The following is a 19130-nucleotide window of genomic DNA, read 5'->3' as shown; positions in this document are numbered from 1 at the left end:
GTCGTCGACATCCGTCGAGACTAGGGGGGTGGGGCGGGTCGGCCAACCGGATTCGCGGCGAGCGCGGACCGGGCGACGCGTCAGCCCACCGCGATCCGCACCTCACCGCCCCCGGCGTCCACGCCGTCGAGCATGGCCGATGGGATGCGGAACGCCCGCCCCGGGGCCGCGGGCCAGGCCAGCCGCCTGCGCGCGACCTCGCGCCCGTCCTGCGTCACGGTGACCACGGGCCGGGGGATGAGCCGGTCCACCCAGGCGACCAGGCGGCGTCGGGCGGGGTCGCCGTCGTGCGGCGACCAGCGCGACGGCGAGACCCACCGGAGCGGGGACTCGGCGACGAGCCGCACGCTCGTCGAGGGGGTGGGGCGGCGGCGCAGGTGGTCGAGGATGCGGCCGGCCACGTGGTGGCCCTCCAGGGCGACGACGTCGGCGGTCTCGACCGGGTGGGTGAGGTTCCCGACGGCGAACACGCGCGCCTTGCTCGTGCGGCCCGAGGCGTCGACGGCGGGCGAGCGGCTCCCGGGGTCGAGCTCGACGCCGGCCATGCGGGCCAGCTCGTTGTCCGGCACCCAGTCGCCGGTGAAGACCACCGTGTCGCAGTCGATCACGCGGCGGTTCCCGGTGCGCAGGTCCTCGACCTCGACGCCGGTCACGCGGCCGCGCCCCTGGATGGCGACCACGCGGGTGGAGGTCTCCACGCGGGTGCGGAACAGGACCTTCCCCGGCCCGCGGAACAGCGAGTAGGACTCGCCGACGGGGTGCTCGGAGATGAGGGCCTCGGTGCGGCAGCCGGCCTCGGCGAGGGTCATCACGGCGGACCAGCTGACCAGCTCGGCGCCGATCACCACGGCCCGCTTCCCGACCTCGCGGTGCTGGACGTGCACGAGGTTCTGCAGCTGACCGGTGGTGAGCACGCCGCCGGGCCTGGTGCCGGGCACGAGCCGGGCGGTCCGGGGGCGTTCTCGGGCGCCGGTGGCGAGGCAGAACGCGTCGGGGCGCACGAGGACGCGGCCGCGGGGGGTGGTGGCGACGAGGGTGTCGTCGTCGGCCCAGCCGGTGACCGTCCAGCCCGTGAGGAGCTGGGCGCCGGCCGCGTGAGCCTCGTCGACCAGCGTGCGCGCGTAGGCGGGGCCGGACATGAAGCGCTTCCGGTCGCGGATCCCGTAGCCGGGGTGGTCCGAGTGGCGGGGGATGCCGCCGGCCTGCTGCTCGCGGTCGAGGACGACCACCTGGTCGAGCTCGGGGGCGAGGCGGGCGGCGGCGGACAGGCCGGCGGGGCCGCCGCCGACGATCGCCACGGTGGGGGTGAGGAGCTCAGGCATCGGGGCTCTCCCGGTTCTCGAAGAGGCGCTCGACCTCGGCGCCGCAGTAGAAGCCCTGGCAGCGGCCGTTCATGGCGCGGGTGCGGCGGCGCAGCCCCTGGAGGCTGCAGGGCGGGACGGTGGAGGTCAGGGCGTCGCGGATCTCGCCGCGGGTGACGCGTTCGCAGAAGCACACCACGGTGCCGTAGGCGGGGTCGGCGGCGATGGCCGCCTCGTCGGCGTGCGGGCGGACCTGGTGCTCGCCCAGCGGCGGCATGACCGGCGGGTCGGGCAGGTCGGTGCGGTAGGTGAGGTCGAGGTCGGCGCCGGCCTCGGCGAGCAGGCCGAGGACGTGCTCGGCCACCGCCGGCGCCGAGGTCAGCCCGGTGGAGCGGATGGCCGCGGCGATGACGTAGCGCCTCTCGGCCTCGACCTCGACGAGGTAGTCGGACTGGTTGTTGGCCGCGCGCAGCCCGGCGTAGGAGGCGGTGACCTCCTCCTCGAGCAGGGCGGGCATGATGCGCCGCCCCTTGTCCAGGAGGAACGCGAAACCGTCCTCGCTGGTGGAGGTGTCGGCCTTGTCCGTCATGTCCTCGGCGGTGGGGCCGAGCATGACGTTGCCGAAGATGGTGGGGCTGATGAGCACGCCCTTGCCGGCCTTCGACGGGGCGGCGAGCACGATCGTGTCCACCAGCTCGGCGGCGAGCTTGTCGTAGACGAGCAGCTCGCCCTTGCGGGGGTGGACCTCGAGGCGGTCGTGCCCGAGCATCGCGTCGATCGCGTCGGCGCCCAGGCCCGCGGCATTGACGACCCAGCGCGCGGTGACGTCGCCGCGGTCGGTGCGGATCGTCGTCGTCGATCCGCCCACCTCGATCGACCCGACGCGGTGCTCGCGCAGGAAGGTCGCGCCGCGGGCGACGGCCTCGGTGGCGAGGGCGAGCGGGACGGACCAGGCGTCGATGACGGCCTCGTCGGGGACGGTCAGGCCGCCCGTGACGCCGGGACCGAGGGAGGGGATCCGGGCGTAGACCTCCTCGGCGCCGATGATCTCGGTGCGGTGGTAGCCGTTGGCCTCCGCCTTGGCCTGGAGCTCGGGCAGCGAGTCCGCCTGCTCCTCGTCCCAGGCCACGAGCACGGCGCCGGTGCGGCGCAGCCCGATGTTCGTCTGCTCGCAGTACTCGGTGAGCAGCTCGTAGCCGCGGGCGACCAGCCGGGCCTCGAGGGTGCCGGGCTTCGCGTCGAAGCCGGTGTGCAGGAGCGCGGTGTTGGCCTTGGTGGTGCCTTCGCCGACGTCGTCGCGGGCGTCGAGCACGACGACGCTGCTCGCGGTCCCGGCGAGGTCGCGGGCGATGGCCGATCCCACCACCCCGGCGCCGATGACGGCGACGTCGTAGACCTGGTCGGTCATGGTTCAGAGCCCCATCGTGGACTCGACGGCGGTGCGCCAGGCCGAGCGGTAGGCGGCGACGTCCTCGGCGGAGCGCCGGGGGGTGTAGGTGGCCTCGGCCTCCCAGGCGAAGGGCGCGTCCGCGACGTCGAGCTCGGGGTGCAGGGCCAGGCGCATGCAGGCCGCGGTGCCCAGGGCGGTGGCGTGGGCGGAGGGGTAGGTCTCGACCGGCGCCTGGAGCATGTCGGCCTGGGACTGCATGAGGGTGACGGACTTCGTCAGGCCGCCGTCGACGCGCAGGTGGGTCAGCGGTGCGCCGAGCTCGGCATGCGTGAGGTCGGCGAGCTCGGCGATCTGGGCGGCGATGCCGTCGAGGACGGCGCGCACGATCTCGGGCTTCCCGGTGGACAGCTTCATCCCGGTGATGAAGGCCCCGGCGTCGGGCTTCCACCAGGGGGCGGCGAGGCCGGCGAAGCTGGGGGCGCAGATGACGCCGCCCGGGTCGTCGGCGGCGACCTCGTCCATCTCGGCGGCGTCGGTGATGACACCGAGCTCCTGGAGCCAGCGCACGGCGGAGGCGGCGGTGTAGACCTGGCCGTCGGAGCAGTACGAGGTGCGGCCGCGCAGGCGCCAGGCCACGGAGGTGGTCAGACCGTTGTCGAAGCGCGGGGCGCTCTCACCCATGTTGACGAGGATGAACGCGCCGGTGCCGTACGTGCACTTGCCCTCGCCGCGCTCGAGGCAGCCCTCGGCGAGCAGGGCGGCCTGCTGGTCGACGATGAGCCCGCCGACCGGGACCTCGGCGCCGAAGGCGGTGGTGGTTCCGACGATCTCGTCGCAGTCGACGATGCGCGGCAGGCGCTCGTCGGACAGGCCGAAGATCTCCACGAGGTGGGGGTCCCACGCGCCGGTGTCGACGTCGACGAGCAGGGAGCGCGAGGCGGTGGAGACGTCGGTGACGAACTCGCCGGTGAGCCGGTGGACCATCCACGTGTCGGTGGTGGTGACGACGCCCTCGCGGGTGAGGTTCTCCCGCACCCAGGTGAGCTTCGGGGCGGTGAAGTAGCAGTCGAGGACGAGCCCGGTGCGGGCGTGGATGTCCTCGGCGTGCTCGCGCAGCCGGTCGACGACGCTCTCGGCGCGGCGGTCCTGCCACACGATGCAGGTGCTCAGCGGTGTGCCGGTCTCGGGGTCCCAGGCCAGCACGGTCTCGCCCTGGTTGGCCAGGGAGACGCCGGTGATCTCCTTGTCGGCCTGCTCGACGGCCTGCCGACCGGCGTCGACGACGGAGGCGTAGAGCTCCTCGGGGTCCTGCTCCACGGCGCCGCCGGGGAGGTAGCGGGGGTGGATGGGGATCTCGACGACGGCGTGGATGCCGTCGGCGTCGACGACGATCGCCTTCGATCCCGACGTGCCTTGGTCCAGAGCCAGAATTGCCACGGTGCAACCCCTTCGTGGTTCGTGCGGGCAGCTGCGGCTGTCCACCTTGTCCCGTGCGCCCGGTGCGGGCACTGCGGACGAGCATGGAAGGTTGTGGACTTCCGGGCAAGCTGTGTGGGATGTTGTGGACTTCAGCCGCCCCGGCTTCCGGCCCCTCTTCTTCGGCGAGTGAGCGCTTTTCTGTCTGGCGAGTCGGGTGCCGGGGTCGGCGGGCGGCCCCGGAGCGAGGAGATGGTGGTGCTCGGCGAGCAGCGGATGAGGTACATCGTGCGGGCGTTGCGCTCGCAGGCGTCGGTGTCGACGCTTGAGCTCTCGCGCGCCCTGCGGGTCTCGGCGGAGACGGTGCGGCGCGACCTCGTGCGGCTCGAGCGCGACGGCGTGCTGAGGCGGGTGTACGGCGGTGCCGTGTCGGTGACGCGGCAGCGCAGCAACGAGCCCCCGTTCGACGAGCGCAGCGCCATCCGCGAGGAGGAGAAGCGCGCGGTAGGGGCGCTGGTGGCGGCGATGGTGCGACCCGGGCAGACGATCTTCCTCGACGTCGGGACCACTGCCCAGGCGGTGGCGCAGGCCCTCGCACCCCGGTTCGCGGGGACGGTGGTGACCCACTCGCTCCTCGCCTGAGTTGGGTCATTTGCTTTAGTGCCTTGGATCGGGGTGTTCGAGCGTCTCGAGCAGGGCGCTGATCTCGGGTGGGATCGTGGGCGGGAGGGTCGCGGTCTGGCCGTTGATCTCGATCGTTGCGGATCTAAGCGGCTTGATCGTGTGTAAGAACCGGCGGATCGATAGGCCGGTGCGGTTCTGCACGGTGCGGGAGACCGCCAGCGCGGCGAACACGATGGTCAGGTGGGCCTCGATCGCGTCGCGGGTGCGGGCGAACACGGGCCGCGCGGCGAGGTCGGTCTTGCTCATCCGGAAGGACTGCTCGACGTGCCACAGGTCGTGATACGAGCTGATCACTTCCCCGGCCGGCATCAACCGCGCGGGGATGTTGGTGACGTAGCCCTTCAGCCCGACCAGCCCCTGGGCGCGCTCGACGGCGGCGGTGTCCAGGCGCCGCCCGCCAGCGGTGGTGGTGACGAACCGGGCGGCCTTGACCTTCTTCTCGCCGCTGATGATCGCCCGGGCTCGCTCTTCCTGCTTGCCCAGGGTGCGGCGGTCGCGGACGGCCCGCTTTCTGGAGTACTGCCACACCGCCCGCCACCATCCCCGGTGCTCTTCGGGGTCCCAGACGGGCTCGCGCCGCTGGGTGAGGTCCTTCTTGGTGTTGCCGTGCCTGGGGGTCGTGGTGTCGATGACCTGCCCGTCATCGAAGTCCGCACCCTCGTAGTGGAAGTAGGTCGCCAGATCGCCCGGGGCCTTGGTCTGCCGGGAGCCGACGATGAACCGCAGCCCCGCCTCGTCCAGGGCGGTCAGGTTCGCCGCGGAGAGCATCCCGGCATCAGCGACGATCACCATGTCGGCGATGCCATGACGCTCCTGGAAGGCCTGGACGATCGGGATGATCGTGTGGGTCTCGGCCTTGTTGCCCTCGAAACAGCCGATCTCGAGCGGGAACCCACCCCGGTCGACCAGGAGACCGACCACGATCTGCGGATCGACCCGGCGTTCCTTGGAGTACCCGACCTTGCGGAGATCGTCCTCGTTGTCGGCCTCGAAGTAGAGCGTGGTCACGTCATAGAGCACCAAACTGACGTCACCGCGGCTGGTGGCGTGCTCGAAGCACGCCGCGGCGAGCAGGTCGCGGTAGTGGCGGCCCTGCGCGCGGCGCAGTGTGCGTTTACGTGTCGAGTGCGAGGCCGCGACCCGGCCCAGCTCGGCCAGGACCCGATCGGCATCGAGCAGGCTGGTGGGCTCCACCACCCGGGCGATCACGAGGTCGCGGAACACCGCGTCGGCCACGACATCCAGGCCCAGGCCGGCGTAGACACCAGCGAGGGCTTCGTAGAGCAACGCGGAGGAGGTCCTGAGCACGTGCGGTCGGCGCACCCATGAGCGAGGAGCCGGCTCGTCACCGATCAGGTCCTCGCGCGGCGGCGGGACCATCACGGCCCTTGGGACCGCCGGGGTCAGCCCGAGATCGAGCTCGCCCTGCGCGTGATCGGTCAGCATCGCGTGGGCCTGCTCGATCAGCAGCCCGAGCTCGACCTCGTCACGCGCCGAGCCGACGTGCCGCACGATCCGACGACGCCCCGCGACGGACTCCGCGATCTGTACCGCTGTCGCGCCCGAGGCCGTCCGTACCCGCCGAACCCAGGCCATCCCCCGATCCTACCGACCAGGATTAGTGCCTCAGCGGGACACTAACGAACACATCACCCCAGGTCAGAGACCCGCACCCCACGCGAACCCGCGAAAGTGACCCAACTCAGGTCGCACCCCGGTTCGCGGGGACGGTGGTGACCCACTCGCTCCTCGTCGCGGACGCGATCGGGCGGGGTCATGCGGCCGAGCTCGTGCTGGCGCCCGGGCGGCTGCGGCGCGGGGAGTGGTCGCTGACGGGCACGGCGACGCACAGCTTCATCCGGCCGATGCACTTCGACCTCGCGCTGCTCAGCTGCGGCGGGGTGGACGCGTCGGCCGGGCCGACGGACTTCGACTTCGACGACGTCGAGATCAAACGGACGGTGGCGCGCAACAGCGAGCGCGCCTACATCCTCGCCGACTCCTCCAAGCACGGGGTGGTGGGGCGCTACGCGATCGGCGAGTGGTACGACGTCAACGGCCTGGTCACCGATGCCGCGCCGCCCGACGGCCTGGCGGCCGCGATCCGGGCCGCCGGCGGGGAGGTCGTCGCTCCCGGCTAACAGGGCTCCGACTACCGCGGCCGGGCCGGTCGCGGCAGGATCGGGGAAGGGGTCGCCGCCCGGGCGGCCGACGACGAAGGAGCGAGCTGTGGCGGTCGGACGGATCATCGACAACGCGTCGGTCATGGACCTGGACGAGATGAACGAGAAGTGGGGCCGGATCCTCGCCCACGGGGAGAAGTTCGAGCTCGGCTACAAGACCATCCGTGACCGGTTCATGTTCACCAACTACCGGGTGGTCCTCATCGACGTGCAGGGCGTGACCGGGTCGAAGGTCGACTACCACTCGCTGCCCTACCGGGCGATCACCCAGTTCTCCCTGGAGACCGCCGGCACCGCCGACCTCGACGGCGAGCTGAAGATGTGGGTGAGCAGCCAGGCCGAGCCGTACTCCCGCAAGCTGGGGCGGGGCGTGGACCTGTTCGTCATCCAGGCGCTCCTGGCGGGGTACATCGCGCACGTGTGACGGGGGCGGCAGAAGAGGACTTTCGGCGGCTTAGGCCGCAGCCAAGCTTGCCTCTGCAAAGAGGTCAGCAGGCATGGGCGTCTGGAGTTTCCACGTGATCGCAATAGGCCGTTCGCCCTCATGAGTGGCGTAGGTGACCGGGCCGAGATACATGTAAGGGTTCGTGCCGAACTCGCCTTGGCGGTCGTGGCGTACAAACAACAACACTGTGGTTGAGCCGTTGATATACCGCTGCCCAGTCGGAGATGCCAGCGAGGTGGTCGACTGACTCTCCCAGTGGAAAAGGTCGCGGCTGATCGGATAGTCGCGATACATGGTCGTCGGCGAGAATCCCGCCTCCGTTTTATGGAGCGTGACGAAGAGTGCATCGATGCCGAGCTCCTTCGCGTGATACACACCTTCCATGAAGGACGTCGGTTTGCGATTCAGCGTGGCATATCCAAGCGCCGCAAGGATCTCCTCCCGCTGGTAACTCGCGTGAGTCATTAGTGGAAGCTCTGATAGCGTTCCGCTCGACGACTGGACCGGACGGTCTGAATGGTCGTAAACGAGCTCGATCACTTCAGTCAATTCTGCTCTCACGAGCGGCTTGGTCGCGAGTGTTGCGAGCCCATCGTGGTACGTCTCGTGTCCACCGCCGTTAGGCCACAGGCTGAAGAACAGCATGCGCGTCAATCGCTCATCGATAGATGATGTGCCGACTGGAGCGCCTGTCGCAAGCATGGTCCGGTAAGCCTGAAAGCGCAGGGGATCATCGACGTGAGCGACTGCGCGGACACGTCGCGCCAGCGCTGCCTCTCCCTCACTGGCTTCGCTGTCGACGTGACCAGCTTCTCGCTGTAGCTGCGACCACGACCGCTTGCCCTGTTGAAGGATCTGCGGAAGCTCGTAGCCGGTGTCATCGATGAACTCCGACAAGGTGGTGGAGGGGTCCATGCTGCGGAGTTGTCGCACGAGGTGTGGCCAACGCGCATTGATCTGCACTCTTAGGTTTGTGAGGACATTTTGTTGCGTGCGTTCGTCAAATACGATTTGAGAACCGGCGGGAAGGAATGGAAAACCGGACTGAAGATCTGACGCCAAGCGACCGCGTGGACGTCCAGTGAGTGCTTGGAGCTTGAGGTCGAAGCGGAAATCATCTCGCTGGTTGCCAACGAAGTCGAGGACAGTCAGCACGGGCTTGTCGGGCGAGAGGCGAAGTCCGCGTCCGAGCTGCTGAAGAAAGATCGTCGCACTCTCGGTAGGCCGCAGGAACAGCAGCGTGTTGACGTCGGGTAGATCCACGCCCTCGTTGAGCAGATCTGCCGTGAACAGGATCTTAATCTCACCGCTCCTGAGCTTGACGAGCGCGTCGGCTCGTTCGGAGTGTGGTGTCGAACCATGGAGTGCGTGAGCTGGGATGCCTTGATCGTTGAATGCCGCAGCCATGTAGCGCGCATGCTGGACGCCAACACAGAATCCCAGTGCTTTCATGTTCTCAAGGTCGATGACCTTGTCGTTGAGCTCGCGAAGAATGATGCGGGTCCGACTGTCGTTGCCGGTGTACATGCTCTCGAGACGAGTGCTGTCGTATCGGCCGCGCACCCAGGGAACGTCCCGAAGGTCTGTGCCGTCTGCTGACATGAAGTAGTGGAACGGGGATAGCAGCCCGGCTTCAAGCGCCTCCCAGAGGCGGAGTTCGGCCGCTGTTCGGCCGTTGAAGTATGCGCGGACGTCGAAGCCATCTGCTCGTTCTGGTGTTGCGGTGAGTGCAAGGAGCTCGACTGGTTGAAGCCGGTGGAGAAGTGCCTTGTAGCTCGGTGCCGCGGCATGGTGAAACTCGTCAACTACAACGATGTCGTAGTGGTCGGGTGGGATCTGTTCAATGGTTCCGGTGTTGAGCGATTGAATGCTGGCGAACACGTGGTTCCAGGCTGCGGGCGTTGACCGCCCGACGTAGAGCTCGCCGAAGTTGGGATCAGCGAGGACTTCACGGTAGGTCCGTTGAGACTGTCTGAGTATCTCCTCGCGATGCGCAACGAAAAGAAGGCGCGGATACCTGCGTGTAGCGGGATCGGATAGACGGCGATAGTCAAGTGCGGCCACGACCGTCTTCCCGGTTCCTGTTGCCGCGACGACAAGATTTCGATGGCGGTCGTGCAGCTCGCGCTCCGCCTCAAGTGCATCAAGGATGTGCTGCTGGAAGGCGTAGGGGCGGACCTCCAAGCCCGAAAGCTGAAGCTCGACTGTTTCGCGAGGAGATGGACTTCCGGCCTTGAAGAGAGCGGCGTCGAGGCGCTCCACGTGTGCCGGATTATTTGGGTCGTATGACTCGAAGCTGGGATCGTTCCAGTAGGTTTCGAACGTGGCATCAAACTTCTGTAGAAGATGAGGTGTGGCGGTGTTGGATAGCCGCACGTTCCACTCGAGACCGTCGAGAAGCGCCGTCTTCGAAAGATTCGACGATCCGACATAAGCGGTGTCAAATCCGGTGCCGCGGTAGAATAGCCATGCTTTCGCGTGCAAGCGAGTTCGCGTGTCGTCGTAGTGAACTTTGACCTCGGCGTTGAAGTCTCGCACTAGACGATCAAGTGCGCGGCGTTCGGTTGCGCCGATGTATGTGCTGGTGATGACCCTGAAGTGCGCTCCGCGATCCCGGAGTTTCCTCAAGTCGTCTTCTATGACTCGGATGCCATGCCACTTGATGAAGGCGCAGAGGAGGTCTACGCGTTGTGCTGAAGCAAGTTCGGCGCGGAGCTCGGCGCCAAGGTTGGGTTCGCCCTTGATGTTGGTCAAGAGTGCCGCGTCATTTAGTGGCGTCGTTGGGCGGATTAGTCCATCGTCTCTGGCCAGTTCAGTGGGGTGTTGGAGCCGCGTTAACTGGCGAATCGGGTCGTCGACTTCGTCATCTTCCTCAATCGCTCGCAGGATGGCATTGGCCATCGCAGCTCGGTGCGTAGCGGGAGCCGCCCGAAGTGCCCGTTCAACAACCGCACCCACGTGTCGCGCAATGACCTGGGGTTGGTCGGCTGGGTCAACATCGTTCCAGGTCGGTCGGGCCTCGCCGACGTCCGCTACGCGCTTGGCGAGCTGGGCGGTTTTGAGCGACTCGTAAAGGCCTTCACGCATGCGGTGAGCATCCCACGTGGTCGGCAGTCGTGTGTGACTTTGCCTGTTGCCAGTCGATTCGTTGTCGTTGTTCAGCGAACCTTGGATGCATTGGATCCGTCCGCTGTCGCGACGAACCGCGCGTCCACCCGCTCCGTAACCTCGATGTCCTCGGGGACCAGCTGGAGATCGCCGTCGCCGCCGGCCGCATGTGCGCGCATCATGGTACCGCCGCGCTCGCCCACGGGAGTGATGCCCTCGCCGAGCATCCCGGCCTCGGCAAGCTCGACGGGGCGGACCGCGGCGAGGCCGAGGGCGGCCGCGTAGGCCTCGGCCTTCGCCCTCGCGTCGGCCACCGCCCCGGCCCGCGCCTTCCGCACGAGCTCGGCCTTGTGCACCTCGGTGACCGCCCACTCCACCCGGTCGACGCTGAACCCGGGCATGGCGGTCATCTCCCGCAGCCAGGCGCTCAGCCGGCCGAAGTCCTTGAACTTCACCTGCAGGTCGGTGCGGGCGTGGTGGACGTGGGGAAGGATCTTGCCGTCCTTGTTCCAGGGGCGTTGCGCCCAGGTGCGCACGTCCTTCGCGGACCACCAGGTCACCGGCCCGGCCGTGGGGTCGTGCAGCGCATTGACGGCGTCGTGCGCCATGCCCGCCGACCGGACAGCTCCGGCGTAGACCTTCTCGGGGTCGGCCCCCTCCAGGCCCACGTGCGCGTGCACGGTGGCCCGCTCTGCCGGGTGGAACTGCCTGCTCGAACCGCGCACCGTGATGACCAGATCGCCCATGCGGCGACAGTAGTCCTCGCGATGCCATGCCCTCGGCGCAGGTCCGCGCCTACTCTTGTTCCCACGCCCGGCCCGCCGGCCGGCTCCGCCACCGTCGCCGAGGAGGCCGACCCATGGTCGAGAGGCAGATCCCCCGACCCAGCGAGATCTTCGAGCTGCTCCAGCTCAAGCGCCCCAGCCTGGACCTGAAGAAGCGGCGGCTGGAGTCGGCGCTGACGATCGCCGACCTGCGGCGGGTCGCCAAGCGACGCACCCCGGCCGCGGCCTTCGACTACACCGACGGCGCCGCGGAGGACGAGATCTCGCTGCGCCGGGCCCGCCAGGCCTTCCGGGACGTGGAGTTCCACCCGGCGATCCTGCGCGACGTCTCCCACGTGGACACCTCGACGACGATCTTCGGCGGCCCCACCGCCCTGCCCTTCGGCATCGCCCCGACCGGGTTCACCCGCCTCATGCAGACCGAGGGCGAGGTCGCCGGTGCCGGCGCCGCCGGTGCGGCCGGCATCCCCTTCGCCCTGTCCACCCTGGGGACCACCTCGATCGAGGACGTCGCAGCCGCCAACCCCACGGGCCGGAACTGGTTCCAGCTCTACGTCATGCGTCAGCGGGAGATCTCCTACGGGCTGGTCGAGCGAGCCGCGGCCGCCGGCTTCGACACCCTGCTGTTCACCGTCGACACCCCGGTGGCCGGGGCGCGTCTGCGCGACGCCCGCAACGGCTTCTCCATTCCGCCGCAGCTGTCCGTGCGCACCATCCTCGACGCCATCCCCCGCCCCTGGTGGTGGTTCGACTTCCTCACCACCCCCAAGCTGGAGTTCGCCTCGCTGTCCTCGACCGGCGGCACCGTCGGCGAGCTCCTCGACTCGGCGATGGACCCCTCGATCAACTACGACGACCTCGACATCATCCGGCAGATGTGGCCGGGCAAGATCGTGGTCAAGGGCGTGCAGAACGTCCCCGACGCCAAGCGGCTGACCGACCTGGGCGTCGACGGCATCATCCTGTCCAACCACGGCGGCCGCCAGCTCGACCGGGCGCCGGTGCCCTTCCACCTGCTGCCCGAGGTGGTCCGCGAGGTCGGCCACCACACCGACATCGCCATCGACACCGGCATCATGCACGGCGGCGATGTCGTGGCCGCCCTGGCGATGGGCGCCAAGTTCACCATGGTCGGCCGCGCCTACCTCTACGGGCTCATGGCCGGGGGCCGGGAGGGGGTGGACCGGACGATCGAGATCCTCGCCGACCAGGTCGTGCGCACGATGAAGCTCCTCCAGGTGCACTCCGTCGACGAGCTCGAGCCCGCCCACGTCACCCAGCTCCGCCGCCTCCAGCCGCGGGCCGAGAATGCGGAGGTCTTCGCCCGGGTCGATGCGCGATCGGGGGCGAGTGCGGAGCCGTCGGTCGACGTCGTCCGGGCCGACCGCGACGGAAGGTGATCGGCGTCGAGGTGGTCTGAGGGAGACGCGACCTATGGACCCCGAACCGCCCGGGCATCATCATGGGCGGATGGGAACAGCCGGCATCGACGAGGCGAAGACCGACCTGCTGAGACTCGTCGCGCGCGCAGAGGCGGGGGAGGAGACGATCCTGACTCGTGATGGTCGTCCCGTGGCCCGGCTGGTGGCCCCGGCGGAGCGAACGCGGCGCAGAGTGCCGGGAGCATGGAAGGGGCGGGTCGAGATCGCCGAGGACTTCGACGAGGTCGACGTATTCGAGAATGCCGAGTCCCGCACGACCTGACCGGGCGCGGTCACCACTCGGTGACCGCGCCCAGTAGTCGGCTCAGTGGCCCCGGTCGAGCCACTCCTGCACGTGCGGTGCCTCCGCGCCGATCGTCGTCGAGTCCCCGTGGCCGGTGAGCACGTGGGTGTCCTCCGGCAGGGTGAGCAGGCGCTCGCGGATCGAGGTCACGATCGTGGGGAAGTCGGAGTAGCTGCGCCCCGTGGCGCCCGGCCCGCCGTTGAACAGGGTGTCCCCGGTGAACACCACGCCGAGCGCGGGGATGTGGAAGCAGCACGAGCCGGGGGAGTGGCCCGGCGTGTGCAGCACCCTCAGCGTCTCGCCGCTCCCGCCGACGCCGAGCTCGAGGTCGTCGACGAGCTGCTCGTCGGGCCCGAGGTCCGGCACGGCGACGTCCCAGAGCATCCGGTCGGCCGGGTGCAGGTAGGTCGGCGCCGCCGTCGCCTCCCGCAGCGCGGCGACGGCGTGCAGGTGGTCGTCGTGCCCGTGGGTGGCCAGGATCGCGGTCACCTTCCGTCCCGCGACGGCGGACACCACCGGCCCGGCGTCGTGCGCGGCGTCGACGATCACGCAGCTCTCGTCGTCACCGACGACGTAGACATTGTTGTCGACGTCGAAGGTCTCGCCGTCGAGGGTGAAGGTCCCCGAGGTCACCACCGTGTCGACGCGCAGCCCGCTCATGCCGGCACCTCCTCGGCCGGGGTGCCCGACGCATCGCCGAGCATCACCACCGAGCGCAGGACCGAGCCGTCGCGCATCTTGCCGAAGGCCGACTCGACGTCGCCGATGCCGATCGTCTCGGTGACGAAGGCGTCGAGGTCGAAGCGCCCCTGCAGGTAGAGGTCGACGAGCATGGGGAAGTCCCGCTCGGGCAGGCAGTCGCCGTACCAGGCCGACTTCAGCGAGCCGCCGCGGCCGAAGACCTCGTCGAGCGGCAGCGTGATCTCGGTGCCCGGGTTCGGCACGCCCACGAGCACGACGCGACCGGCCAGGTCGCGGGCCTCGAAGGCCTGCCGGTAGGTGGCGGCCACGCCCGCGGCGTCGACGACGAGGTCGGCGCCGAACCCTCCGGTCAGCTCCTTGATCCGGGCGACGACGTCCTCGCTGCTCGCATCGATCGTGTGCGTGGCGCCCAGGTCGCGGGCCCAGTCGAGCTTCCGCTGCTGGAGGTCGACGGCGATGATCGTCGTCGCCCCCGCCAGGCGGGCCGCAGCCACCGAGGCCGCACCCACCCCGCCGCAGCCGATGATCGCGACCGACTCGCCGCGGCGCAGCTCGCCGGTGTTGAGCACGGCGCCGGCGCCGGCCATGACGCCGCAGCCCACGAGGCCGGCGGCCTCGGGCCGGGCGGCCGGGTCGACCTTCGTGCACTGCCCGGCGGCGACCAGGGTCTTCTCCGCAAAGGCCCCGATGCCCAGCGCCGGGGTCAGCTCCGTGCCGTCCTCGAGCGTCATCCGCGTGGTCGCGTTGTGCGTGGCGAAGCAGTACTGCGGCTGGCCCTTGAAGCAGGCACGGCACTCGCCGCACACCGCCCGCCAGTTGAGCACCACGTAGTCGCCGACGGCCACGTGCGTGACGCCCTCACCGACCTGGCTCACCGTGCCGGCTGCCTCGTGGCCGAGCAGGAAGGGGAAGTCGTCGGAGACCCCACCGGTGACGTAGTGGTGGTCGGTCTGGCACACCCCGCAGGCGGCGACGTCGACGACCACCTCGCCCGGCCCCGGGTCCGGCACGACGATCGTCACCACCTCGACGGGGGCGTCCTTCGAACGGGCGACGACGGCCTGGACGTGATGGGGCATGGGAACCTCCGGCTGCGCTGGCGTGGGGACTCTCCCAGCCTGGCCCATCGGCGCCGGAGCGGCAACGGGCGTCCGCCGACGCGCTCCCGCGTCGCATCGCGGCCCGATCGATCCTGGCCCCAGCGCCTCCGGCACCGGACGACCGCACCGGGCTCGACGGATGTGCACAGACGCGGCGACTGTTGACCTGGTCTGCGATAGTTGTGCGCCCGAGCGGACGTTCGAGTCGGTCTGCACCGGGGGAAGACGTTGATCGCCGTTCGCGTTGACCGGGTGGAGGGTAGGTGAGAGCGCAATGATGCAGAACTTCCAGATCACTCTGAAAGAGATGCCGACGCCCTCCGGGGAGATCGAGCTCGCCGACCTTGCGTCCATCAGCGGGCGGCTCCAGGAGCTGTCCACGCGCGTGAGCCGCTGGGTCGCAGACATCGACGGCGCTGGGCGCTCGCCGTCGTCCGTGTCCGAGGCTGCCTCCCTTCGGTTCGCGGGCGCACGGCCCGGCAGCACGATCCTGCAGATCCGCGTGGGTTCGCACGACACGCTCGACATGGAGACGCCGTACGAGCACGAGTTCGCGAACCGCTTCTGGGCGGTACTTGCCGCGATCGGCACAGACATGCCGCCGGAGGACGCGCCGCCGACCGTACGAGAGAGCGCACTTCAGCTCCTGGAAGCTCTCGGGCACGCAGCGCCGCTCGTGGCGGTGACCCGCGCCGACGGAGTCTCGGTCGAGTTCCGTCCCGCCGAACGGGATCGTGATGTGTGGGACGCCGAGGTTGGTGACCTCGACGAGGAGACCGTGACGGTCGTCGGGATTCTCGAGGCCGTGGACATCAAGTCGGGCCGGTTCCGCATAGCCGACGACGTGGGCAACCGCATCCGGCTCGACGACGTAGCTGATGCACCCTCGGCGGCCCGGTTGATCGGCGAGCGCGTCGTTGCGAACGGCACGATCACGCGCGAACGTCGTCGCGGCCCGATGTCGATCGACGGCGCCACCGTTTCGAGCGCCGTCCTGCCTGAGTCGCTGACCATCGATCGCGACGCCCCGGCGTGGACGCCGCCCGAAGGGTATGTGGGTCCGGACATGGCAGTCGTGATCGAGCTGGACGACGACGAGTGGGCCCGATTCCTCGAGGCGCTCGAGACCCAGTGAGTACGGCCGATCGCTGGATCGGCGCGACGGCAGTCGCCCTCGGAGTGCCGCTGCTGTCGGGAGACGGGGTCTTTCGAGACGCTCCAGTCCTGGAACTCATGGACGTTGACACCTAGCCCGTGAAGGGCGAGAGCGCTCGTATGCGCCAGAGTTTTGCGCAGCCCTTCCGAGGAAGGGTGCTGCAAAACTAGCGAGAAACTCTGACAGTGCAGTGCGGCCGAGGCTGCCCTGCCCAGCAGGATCCCTGCCCCTACCCCCAGACCCGGCCGACGATCTCCTCGCCGATGGGGATCGCCGCCGTCGCCGCGGGGGAGGGCGCGTTGAGCACGTGCACCTGCCGGTCGGTGGCGACGATCTCGAAGTCCTCGACCATCGACCCGTCGGGCCGCACGGCCTGCGCCCGCACGCCCGCCCGGTAGCCCACGAGGTCCGTCGAGCGCAGCTCGGGGCAGTACTTCGCCACCTCGCTGAGGTAGCCGTCCGGCACGAGCGAGTTCCACAGCTCCTTGACGCCGGCACGCCAGTGCTTCTGCCCCATCTTCCACAGCCCGCCGAAGCTCACGGCCTCGCGCGCGTCGGTCGCGTCGAACCCGAACCGGTCCGTCTTCTCCCGGGACAGGGACAGCACGGCGTTGGGGCCGAGCAGGATCCGCCCGTCCACGGTGGGGGTGATGTGCACCCCGAGGAAGGGCATCCCCTCGGCGGGCACCGGGTAGATGAGGCGCGTGACCAGCCCCGCCCGGTGGGCCGGCAGCGTGTAGTACTCGCCCTTGAACGGCACGATCCGCACCTCGCTCGGCACGTACCCCATCCGGGCCACCCGGTCCGCCTGCAGCCCCGCGCACGCCACCAGCCGCTCGGCGCGCAGGTTCTCCCCGTGCGCCAGCGCCACCTCGACCCCGGCCGGGGACTCCCCGATCCAGGCCACCTCCGACCGGACCCGCACCTCACCGCCGGCCTCGGTGATCTCGTCGGCCATCGCCCGGGCCACCTCGGCGAAGTCCACGACGGCGGTGCGCGGCGAGTGCAGCGCCGCCACACCCCTGACGTGGGGCTCCATCTCGCGCAGCCCGGCCGCGTCGAGCTCGTGCACCTCGATGCCGTTCTCGCGGGCGTTGGCCGCGAGCCGGTCGAGGCGCACCTTCTCCTCGTGGTCGGTGGCCACGACGAGCTTGCCGATCTCGCCGACCTCGATGCCGTGGGCGGCGCAGAACTCCTTGGTGGCCCGCTCACCGGCGCGGCACAGGCGGGCCTTGAGCGAGCCGGGCGCGTAGTAGATCCCGGCGTGGATCACCCCCGAGTTGTGGCCGGTCTGCCCGGTCCCGACGTCCGCGGCCTTCTCCAGCACCACGACGCGGGCGTCGGGGCGCTCGCGCAGCAGCGCCCGGGCGGTCGCCAGCCCGACGATCCCCCCGCCCACGACGACGACGTCGTACGTCTCTCCTGCCGCGGCGTCGGGCATCGGCTCAGCTCCTCGCGCGCTCGTAGGTCTCGATGAACGTCTCGGGAGGCGTGGCCGCGACGGTCCGCGCGAGCAGGTCGACGTCGGGGTGCTCGTCCTTCTTCAGCCGGAGGCAGGACCTGCCCATGTCGAGGTGGCCGGTGGCCTCGGCCCAGGCCCGGCGGAACTTCTCGGCCCGCTCGACCTGGGAGTAGACGCCCATGAGGTAGACGCTGACGTACTGCTTCTGCCCCTTGAGGGCCACGTACTGGAGCGGGGCGCCGTTGTACGTGTCCGGGTAGACCTCGAGGCGGATCGACCAGGTGACGAACCCGCGGTCCACGCTGCGCTCGTAGCCGGCCGGCATCGCGGCGGAGAGGATGCGGTAGATGCGCTCGGTCAGGTCCCGGAAGCGGGCCGGGGCGGCGGCGACGGCGTCGGCCACGTCGGGCGGCAGGTCCGCACCAGGCAGACCCTCACCGGGCGGGTCCGCGGGCGTGGTCACGACGCCCCCTTCGCCGGGGCGGTCCCGTTCTCCACGCGCTCGCGGTCCTCGCGGCGGCGCCGCTGGGCGCCGAGCACCTCGGGCAGCTCGCCGAGGAGCTCGAAGCCGTCGGCCCCGTGCACGGTGGGCACGCCGTGCTCGCGGGCGGCCGAGCGGGCGGCCGTGGGCTGCTCGGCGGCCTCGGTGGTGCCGTGCGCGAGGACCTGCTCCGTCCAGGTCAGCCGGCGGATCGCGATCGCCCACACGTTGCGCGGGTGCTCGCGGGCGACGTCGTCGTAGATCATCGGGTCGTGCTGGCCGTCGTCGCCCACCAGCAGCCACGAGATCTGCGGGAAGGTGATCATGAGGTTGCGCAGCTGGACGCGCTTGTGCTCCTTGCCGGAGCGGAACATGCCGGTGGGGGTGGGCCCCCAGTCGGTCATGAGCATCGGGCCCACCGGGAGGCGGTGGCGCAGCATGAAGCGCTTGAGGGTGGGCACCACGTTCCAGGCGCCGGTGGACAGGTAGAAGATCGGGGCGTCGGGGTGCAGCTCGAGGACCCGCGCGTAGAGCTCGGCGATCCCGGGGACCGGCTTGCGGGTGTTGGTGTGCCGCACGAACGAGTTCCACGCCGCCAGCACCGCGCGCGGCAGCATCGTCACCATCACCGTGTCGTCGATGTCGGAGATGATGCCGACCCGGGTGGTGGGGGCCACGACCAGGGCGTCGGTGACCACCGGCTGGGCGGCCTTGGCCTCGATCGTCACCGCGTGCCAGCCGGGGGCCAGGCCGTGGTCGGGGACCATGACGTCGATGTAGCCCGAGCGGTCGGTGGTGGTGTGGACGACCTTGTCCTCGACGCGCACGGTCACCGGGAGGTGGCCCACCTGCGCGGTGAAGAACTGCCGCCACCCCCGGCGGGCCTCCTGGGCGGTCTTGGTGAGGAAGTCGCCGGCGGAGTCGGACGGCGGGTACCGGACCGCCTGGGCGCCCGCCCCGTCCGAGCTGCCGACGATGTCGATCCACGGGTCCGTCTCCGGGCTCGAGCCGGGGTCGCCCATGATGACCCGACCCATCACGTGCAGCGAGCGCACCGACCCGTAGCCGGTGAGACCGATGATGCGGGGGCGCCACCCGCGACGCTTGAGCATGTCGACCGAGCGCTTGTTGAGACCGTCCTCGAGGGCCATGCCGAGGTTCGCGAGGGACATGGGGCCAGCCTATGCGGTGG

General features: G+C 69.8%; 17 protein-coding genes. 6 read left to right on the top strand and 11 right to left on the bottom strand.

From position 1 onward, the window contains the following. Window positions 1-80 precede the first annotated feature (80 nt). Genes AC3D3D_RS08095 through AC3D3D_RS08085 form a run of 3 tightly spaced genes read right to left on the bottom strand, consistent with a single transcriptional unit; the run spans window position 81 to window position 4128 of the window. Window positions 81-1322, bottom strand: a complete 1242-nt coding sequence (locus AC3D3D_RS08095; RefSeq protein WP_463663121.1) for an NAD(P)/FAD-dependent oxidoreductase — start codon at window positions 1320-1322, stop codon at window positions 81-83. Next, window positions 1315-2709 (bottom strand): NAD(P)/FAD-dependent oxidoreductase, encoded by a 1395-nt coding sequence (locus tag AC3D3D_RS08090; protein WP_463663120.1) that lies wholly within the window; start codon window positions 2707-2709, stop codon window positions 1315-1317. Before AC3D3D_RS08090 ends, AC3D3D_RS08095 begins: the two co-directional genes overlap by 8 nt. Before the next feature lie 3 nt (window positions 2710-2712). Beyond that, the gene (locus AC3D3D_RS08085; RefSeq protein WP_463663119.1) at window positions 2713-4128 is read right to left on the bottom strand and encodes an FGGY family carbohydrate kinase; all 1416 of its coding nucleotides are present in this window, start codon (window positions 4126-4128) and stop codon (window positions 2713-2715) included. Between the two features lie 168 nt (window positions 4129-4296). Here AC3D3D_RS08085 and AC3D3D_RS08080 point away from each other — a divergent pair, with 168 nt between their 5' ends. Beyond that, on the top strand, window positions 4297-4749 hold the full coding sequence (locus tag AC3D3D_RS08080; RefSeq protein WP_463663118.1) for a DeoR/GlpR family DNA-binding transcription regulator: 453 nt from the start codon (window positions 4297-4299) through the stop codon (window positions 4747-4749). Window positions 4750-4764: 15 nt separating this feature from the next. Here the strand turns inward: AC3D3D_RS08080 and AC3D3D_RS08075 are convergent, their stop codons facing one another. Next, window positions 4765-6387 carry an IS1634 family transposase gene (locus AC3D3D_RS08075; RefSeq protein ID WP_488511858.1) on the bottom strand — a complete coding sequence of 541 codons (1623 nt, stop codon included), beginning with the start codon at window positions 6385-6387 and terminating at the stop codon, window positions 4765-4767. Between the two features lie 137 nt (window positions 6388-6524). Here AC3D3D_RS08075 and AC3D3D_RS08070 point away from each other — a divergent pair, with 137 nt between their 5' ends. After that, window positions 6525-6932 carry a DeoR/GlpR family DNA-binding transcription regulator gene (locus AC3D3D_RS08070; RefSeq protein WP_463663340.1) on the top strand — a complete coding sequence of 136 codons (408 nt, stop codon included), beginning with the start codon at window positions 6525-6527 and terminating at the stop codon, window positions 6930-6932. 88 nt (window positions 6933-7020) lie between these two features. Continuing rightward, on the top strand, window positions 7021-7398 hold the full coding sequence (locus AC3D3D_RS08065; protein ID WP_463663341.1) for a PH domain-containing protein: 378 nt from the start codon (window positions 7021-7023) through the stop codon (window positions 7396-7398). Between the two features lie 30 nt (window positions 7399-7428). On the opposite strand, the gene AC3D3D_RS08060 is transcribed toward AC3D3D_RS08065, so the two are convergent. Both AC3D3D_RS08060 and AC3D3D_RS08055 read right to left on the bottom strand, forming a co-directional pair. Beyond that, entirely contained in the window at window positions 7429-10506 is a 3078-nt protein-coding gene (locus AC3D3D_RS08060; protein WP_463663342.1) for a DEAD/DEAH box helicase, read from the bottom strand. Between the two features lie 71 nt (window positions 10507-10577). Further along, window positions 10578-11273: an SIMPL domain-containing protein gene (locus AC3D3D_RS08055; RefSeq protein ID WP_463663343.1), complete on the bottom strand. Its 696-nt coding sequence runs from the start codon at window positions 11271-11273 to the stop codon at window positions 10578-10580. A 113-nt stretch (window positions 11274-11386) separates the two neighbouring features. On the opposite strand from AC3D3D_RS08055, the gene AC3D3D_RS08050 reads away from it, so the two are divergent. Beyond that, a complete protein-coding gene (locus AC3D3D_RS08050) occupies window positions 11387-12712 on the top strand; it encodes an alpha-hydroxy acid oxidase (protein WP_463663344.1) in 1326 nt (441 codons plus the stop codon). Between the two features lie 70 nt (window positions 12713-12782). Then, the gene (locus AC3D3D_RS08045) at window positions 12783-13016 is read left to right on the top strand and encodes a type II toxin-antitoxin system Phd/YefM family antitoxin (protein WP_463663345.1); all 234 of its coding nucleotides are present in this window, start codon (window positions 12783-12785) and stop codon (window positions 13014-13016) included. A gap of 42 nt (window positions 13017-13058) precedes the next feature. Here AC3D3D_RS08045 and AC3D3D_RS08040 read toward each other — a convergent pair whose 3' ends face one another. Next, window positions 13059-13697, bottom strand: a complete 639-nt coding sequence (locus AC3D3D_RS08040; protein WP_463663346.1) for an MBL fold metallo-hydrolase — start codon at window positions 13695-13697, stop codon at window positions 13059-13061. Then, complete coding sequence (locus AC3D3D_RS08035) at window positions 13694-14818, bottom strand: S-(hydroxymethyl)mycothiol dehydrogenase (protein ID WP_463663347.1); 1125 nt, start codon at window positions 14816-14818, stop codon at window positions 13694-13696. The genes AC3D3D_RS08040 and AC3D3D_RS08035 overlap by 4 nt, the downstream gene beginning before the upstream one ends. A 295-nt stretch (window positions 14819-15113) precedes the next feature. Between AC3D3D_RS08035 and AC3D3D_RS08030 the strand changes: the two genes are divergently transcribed. Beyond that, complete coding sequence (locus AC3D3D_RS08030; RefSeq protein ID WP_463663348.1) at window positions 15114-15974, top strand: hypothetical protein; 861 nt, start codon at window positions 15114-15116, stop codon at window positions 15972-15974. Between the two features lie 250 nt (window positions 15975-16224). Here the strand turns inward: AC3D3D_RS08030 and lhgO are convergent, their stop codons facing one another. The 3 genes from lhgO to AC3D3D_RS08015 are packed head-to-tail and all read right to left on the bottom strand — an operon-like array spanning window position 16225 to window position 19110. After that, a complete protein-coding gene (gene lhgO / locus AC3D3D_RS08025; protein WP_463663349.1) occupies window positions 16225-17436 on the bottom strand; it encodes an L-2-hydroxyglutarate oxidase in 1212 nt (403 codons plus the stop codon). A gap of 4 nt (window positions 17437-17440) precedes the next feature. Further along, on the bottom strand, window positions 17441-17920 hold the full coding sequence (locus tag AC3D3D_RS08020) for a DUF1801 domain-containing protein (RefSeq protein WP_463663350.1): 480 nt from the start codon (window positions 17918-17920) through the stop codon (window positions 17441-17443). Further along, on the bottom strand, window positions 17917-19110 hold the full coding sequence (locus AC3D3D_RS08015; RefSeq protein WP_463663351.1) for an App1 family protein phosphatidate phosphatase: 1194 nt from the start codon (window positions 19108-19110) through the stop codon (window positions 17917-17919). Before AC3D3D_RS08015 ends, AC3D3D_RS08020 begins: the two co-directional genes overlap by 4 nt. Window positions 19111-19130: the final 20 nt, after the last annotated feature.

This window comes from Georgenia sp. X1117, assembly GCF_057784635.1.
Note: the sequence above shows the minus strand (reverse complement) of the source record. Positions and strands in the feature narration are given on the sequence as shown.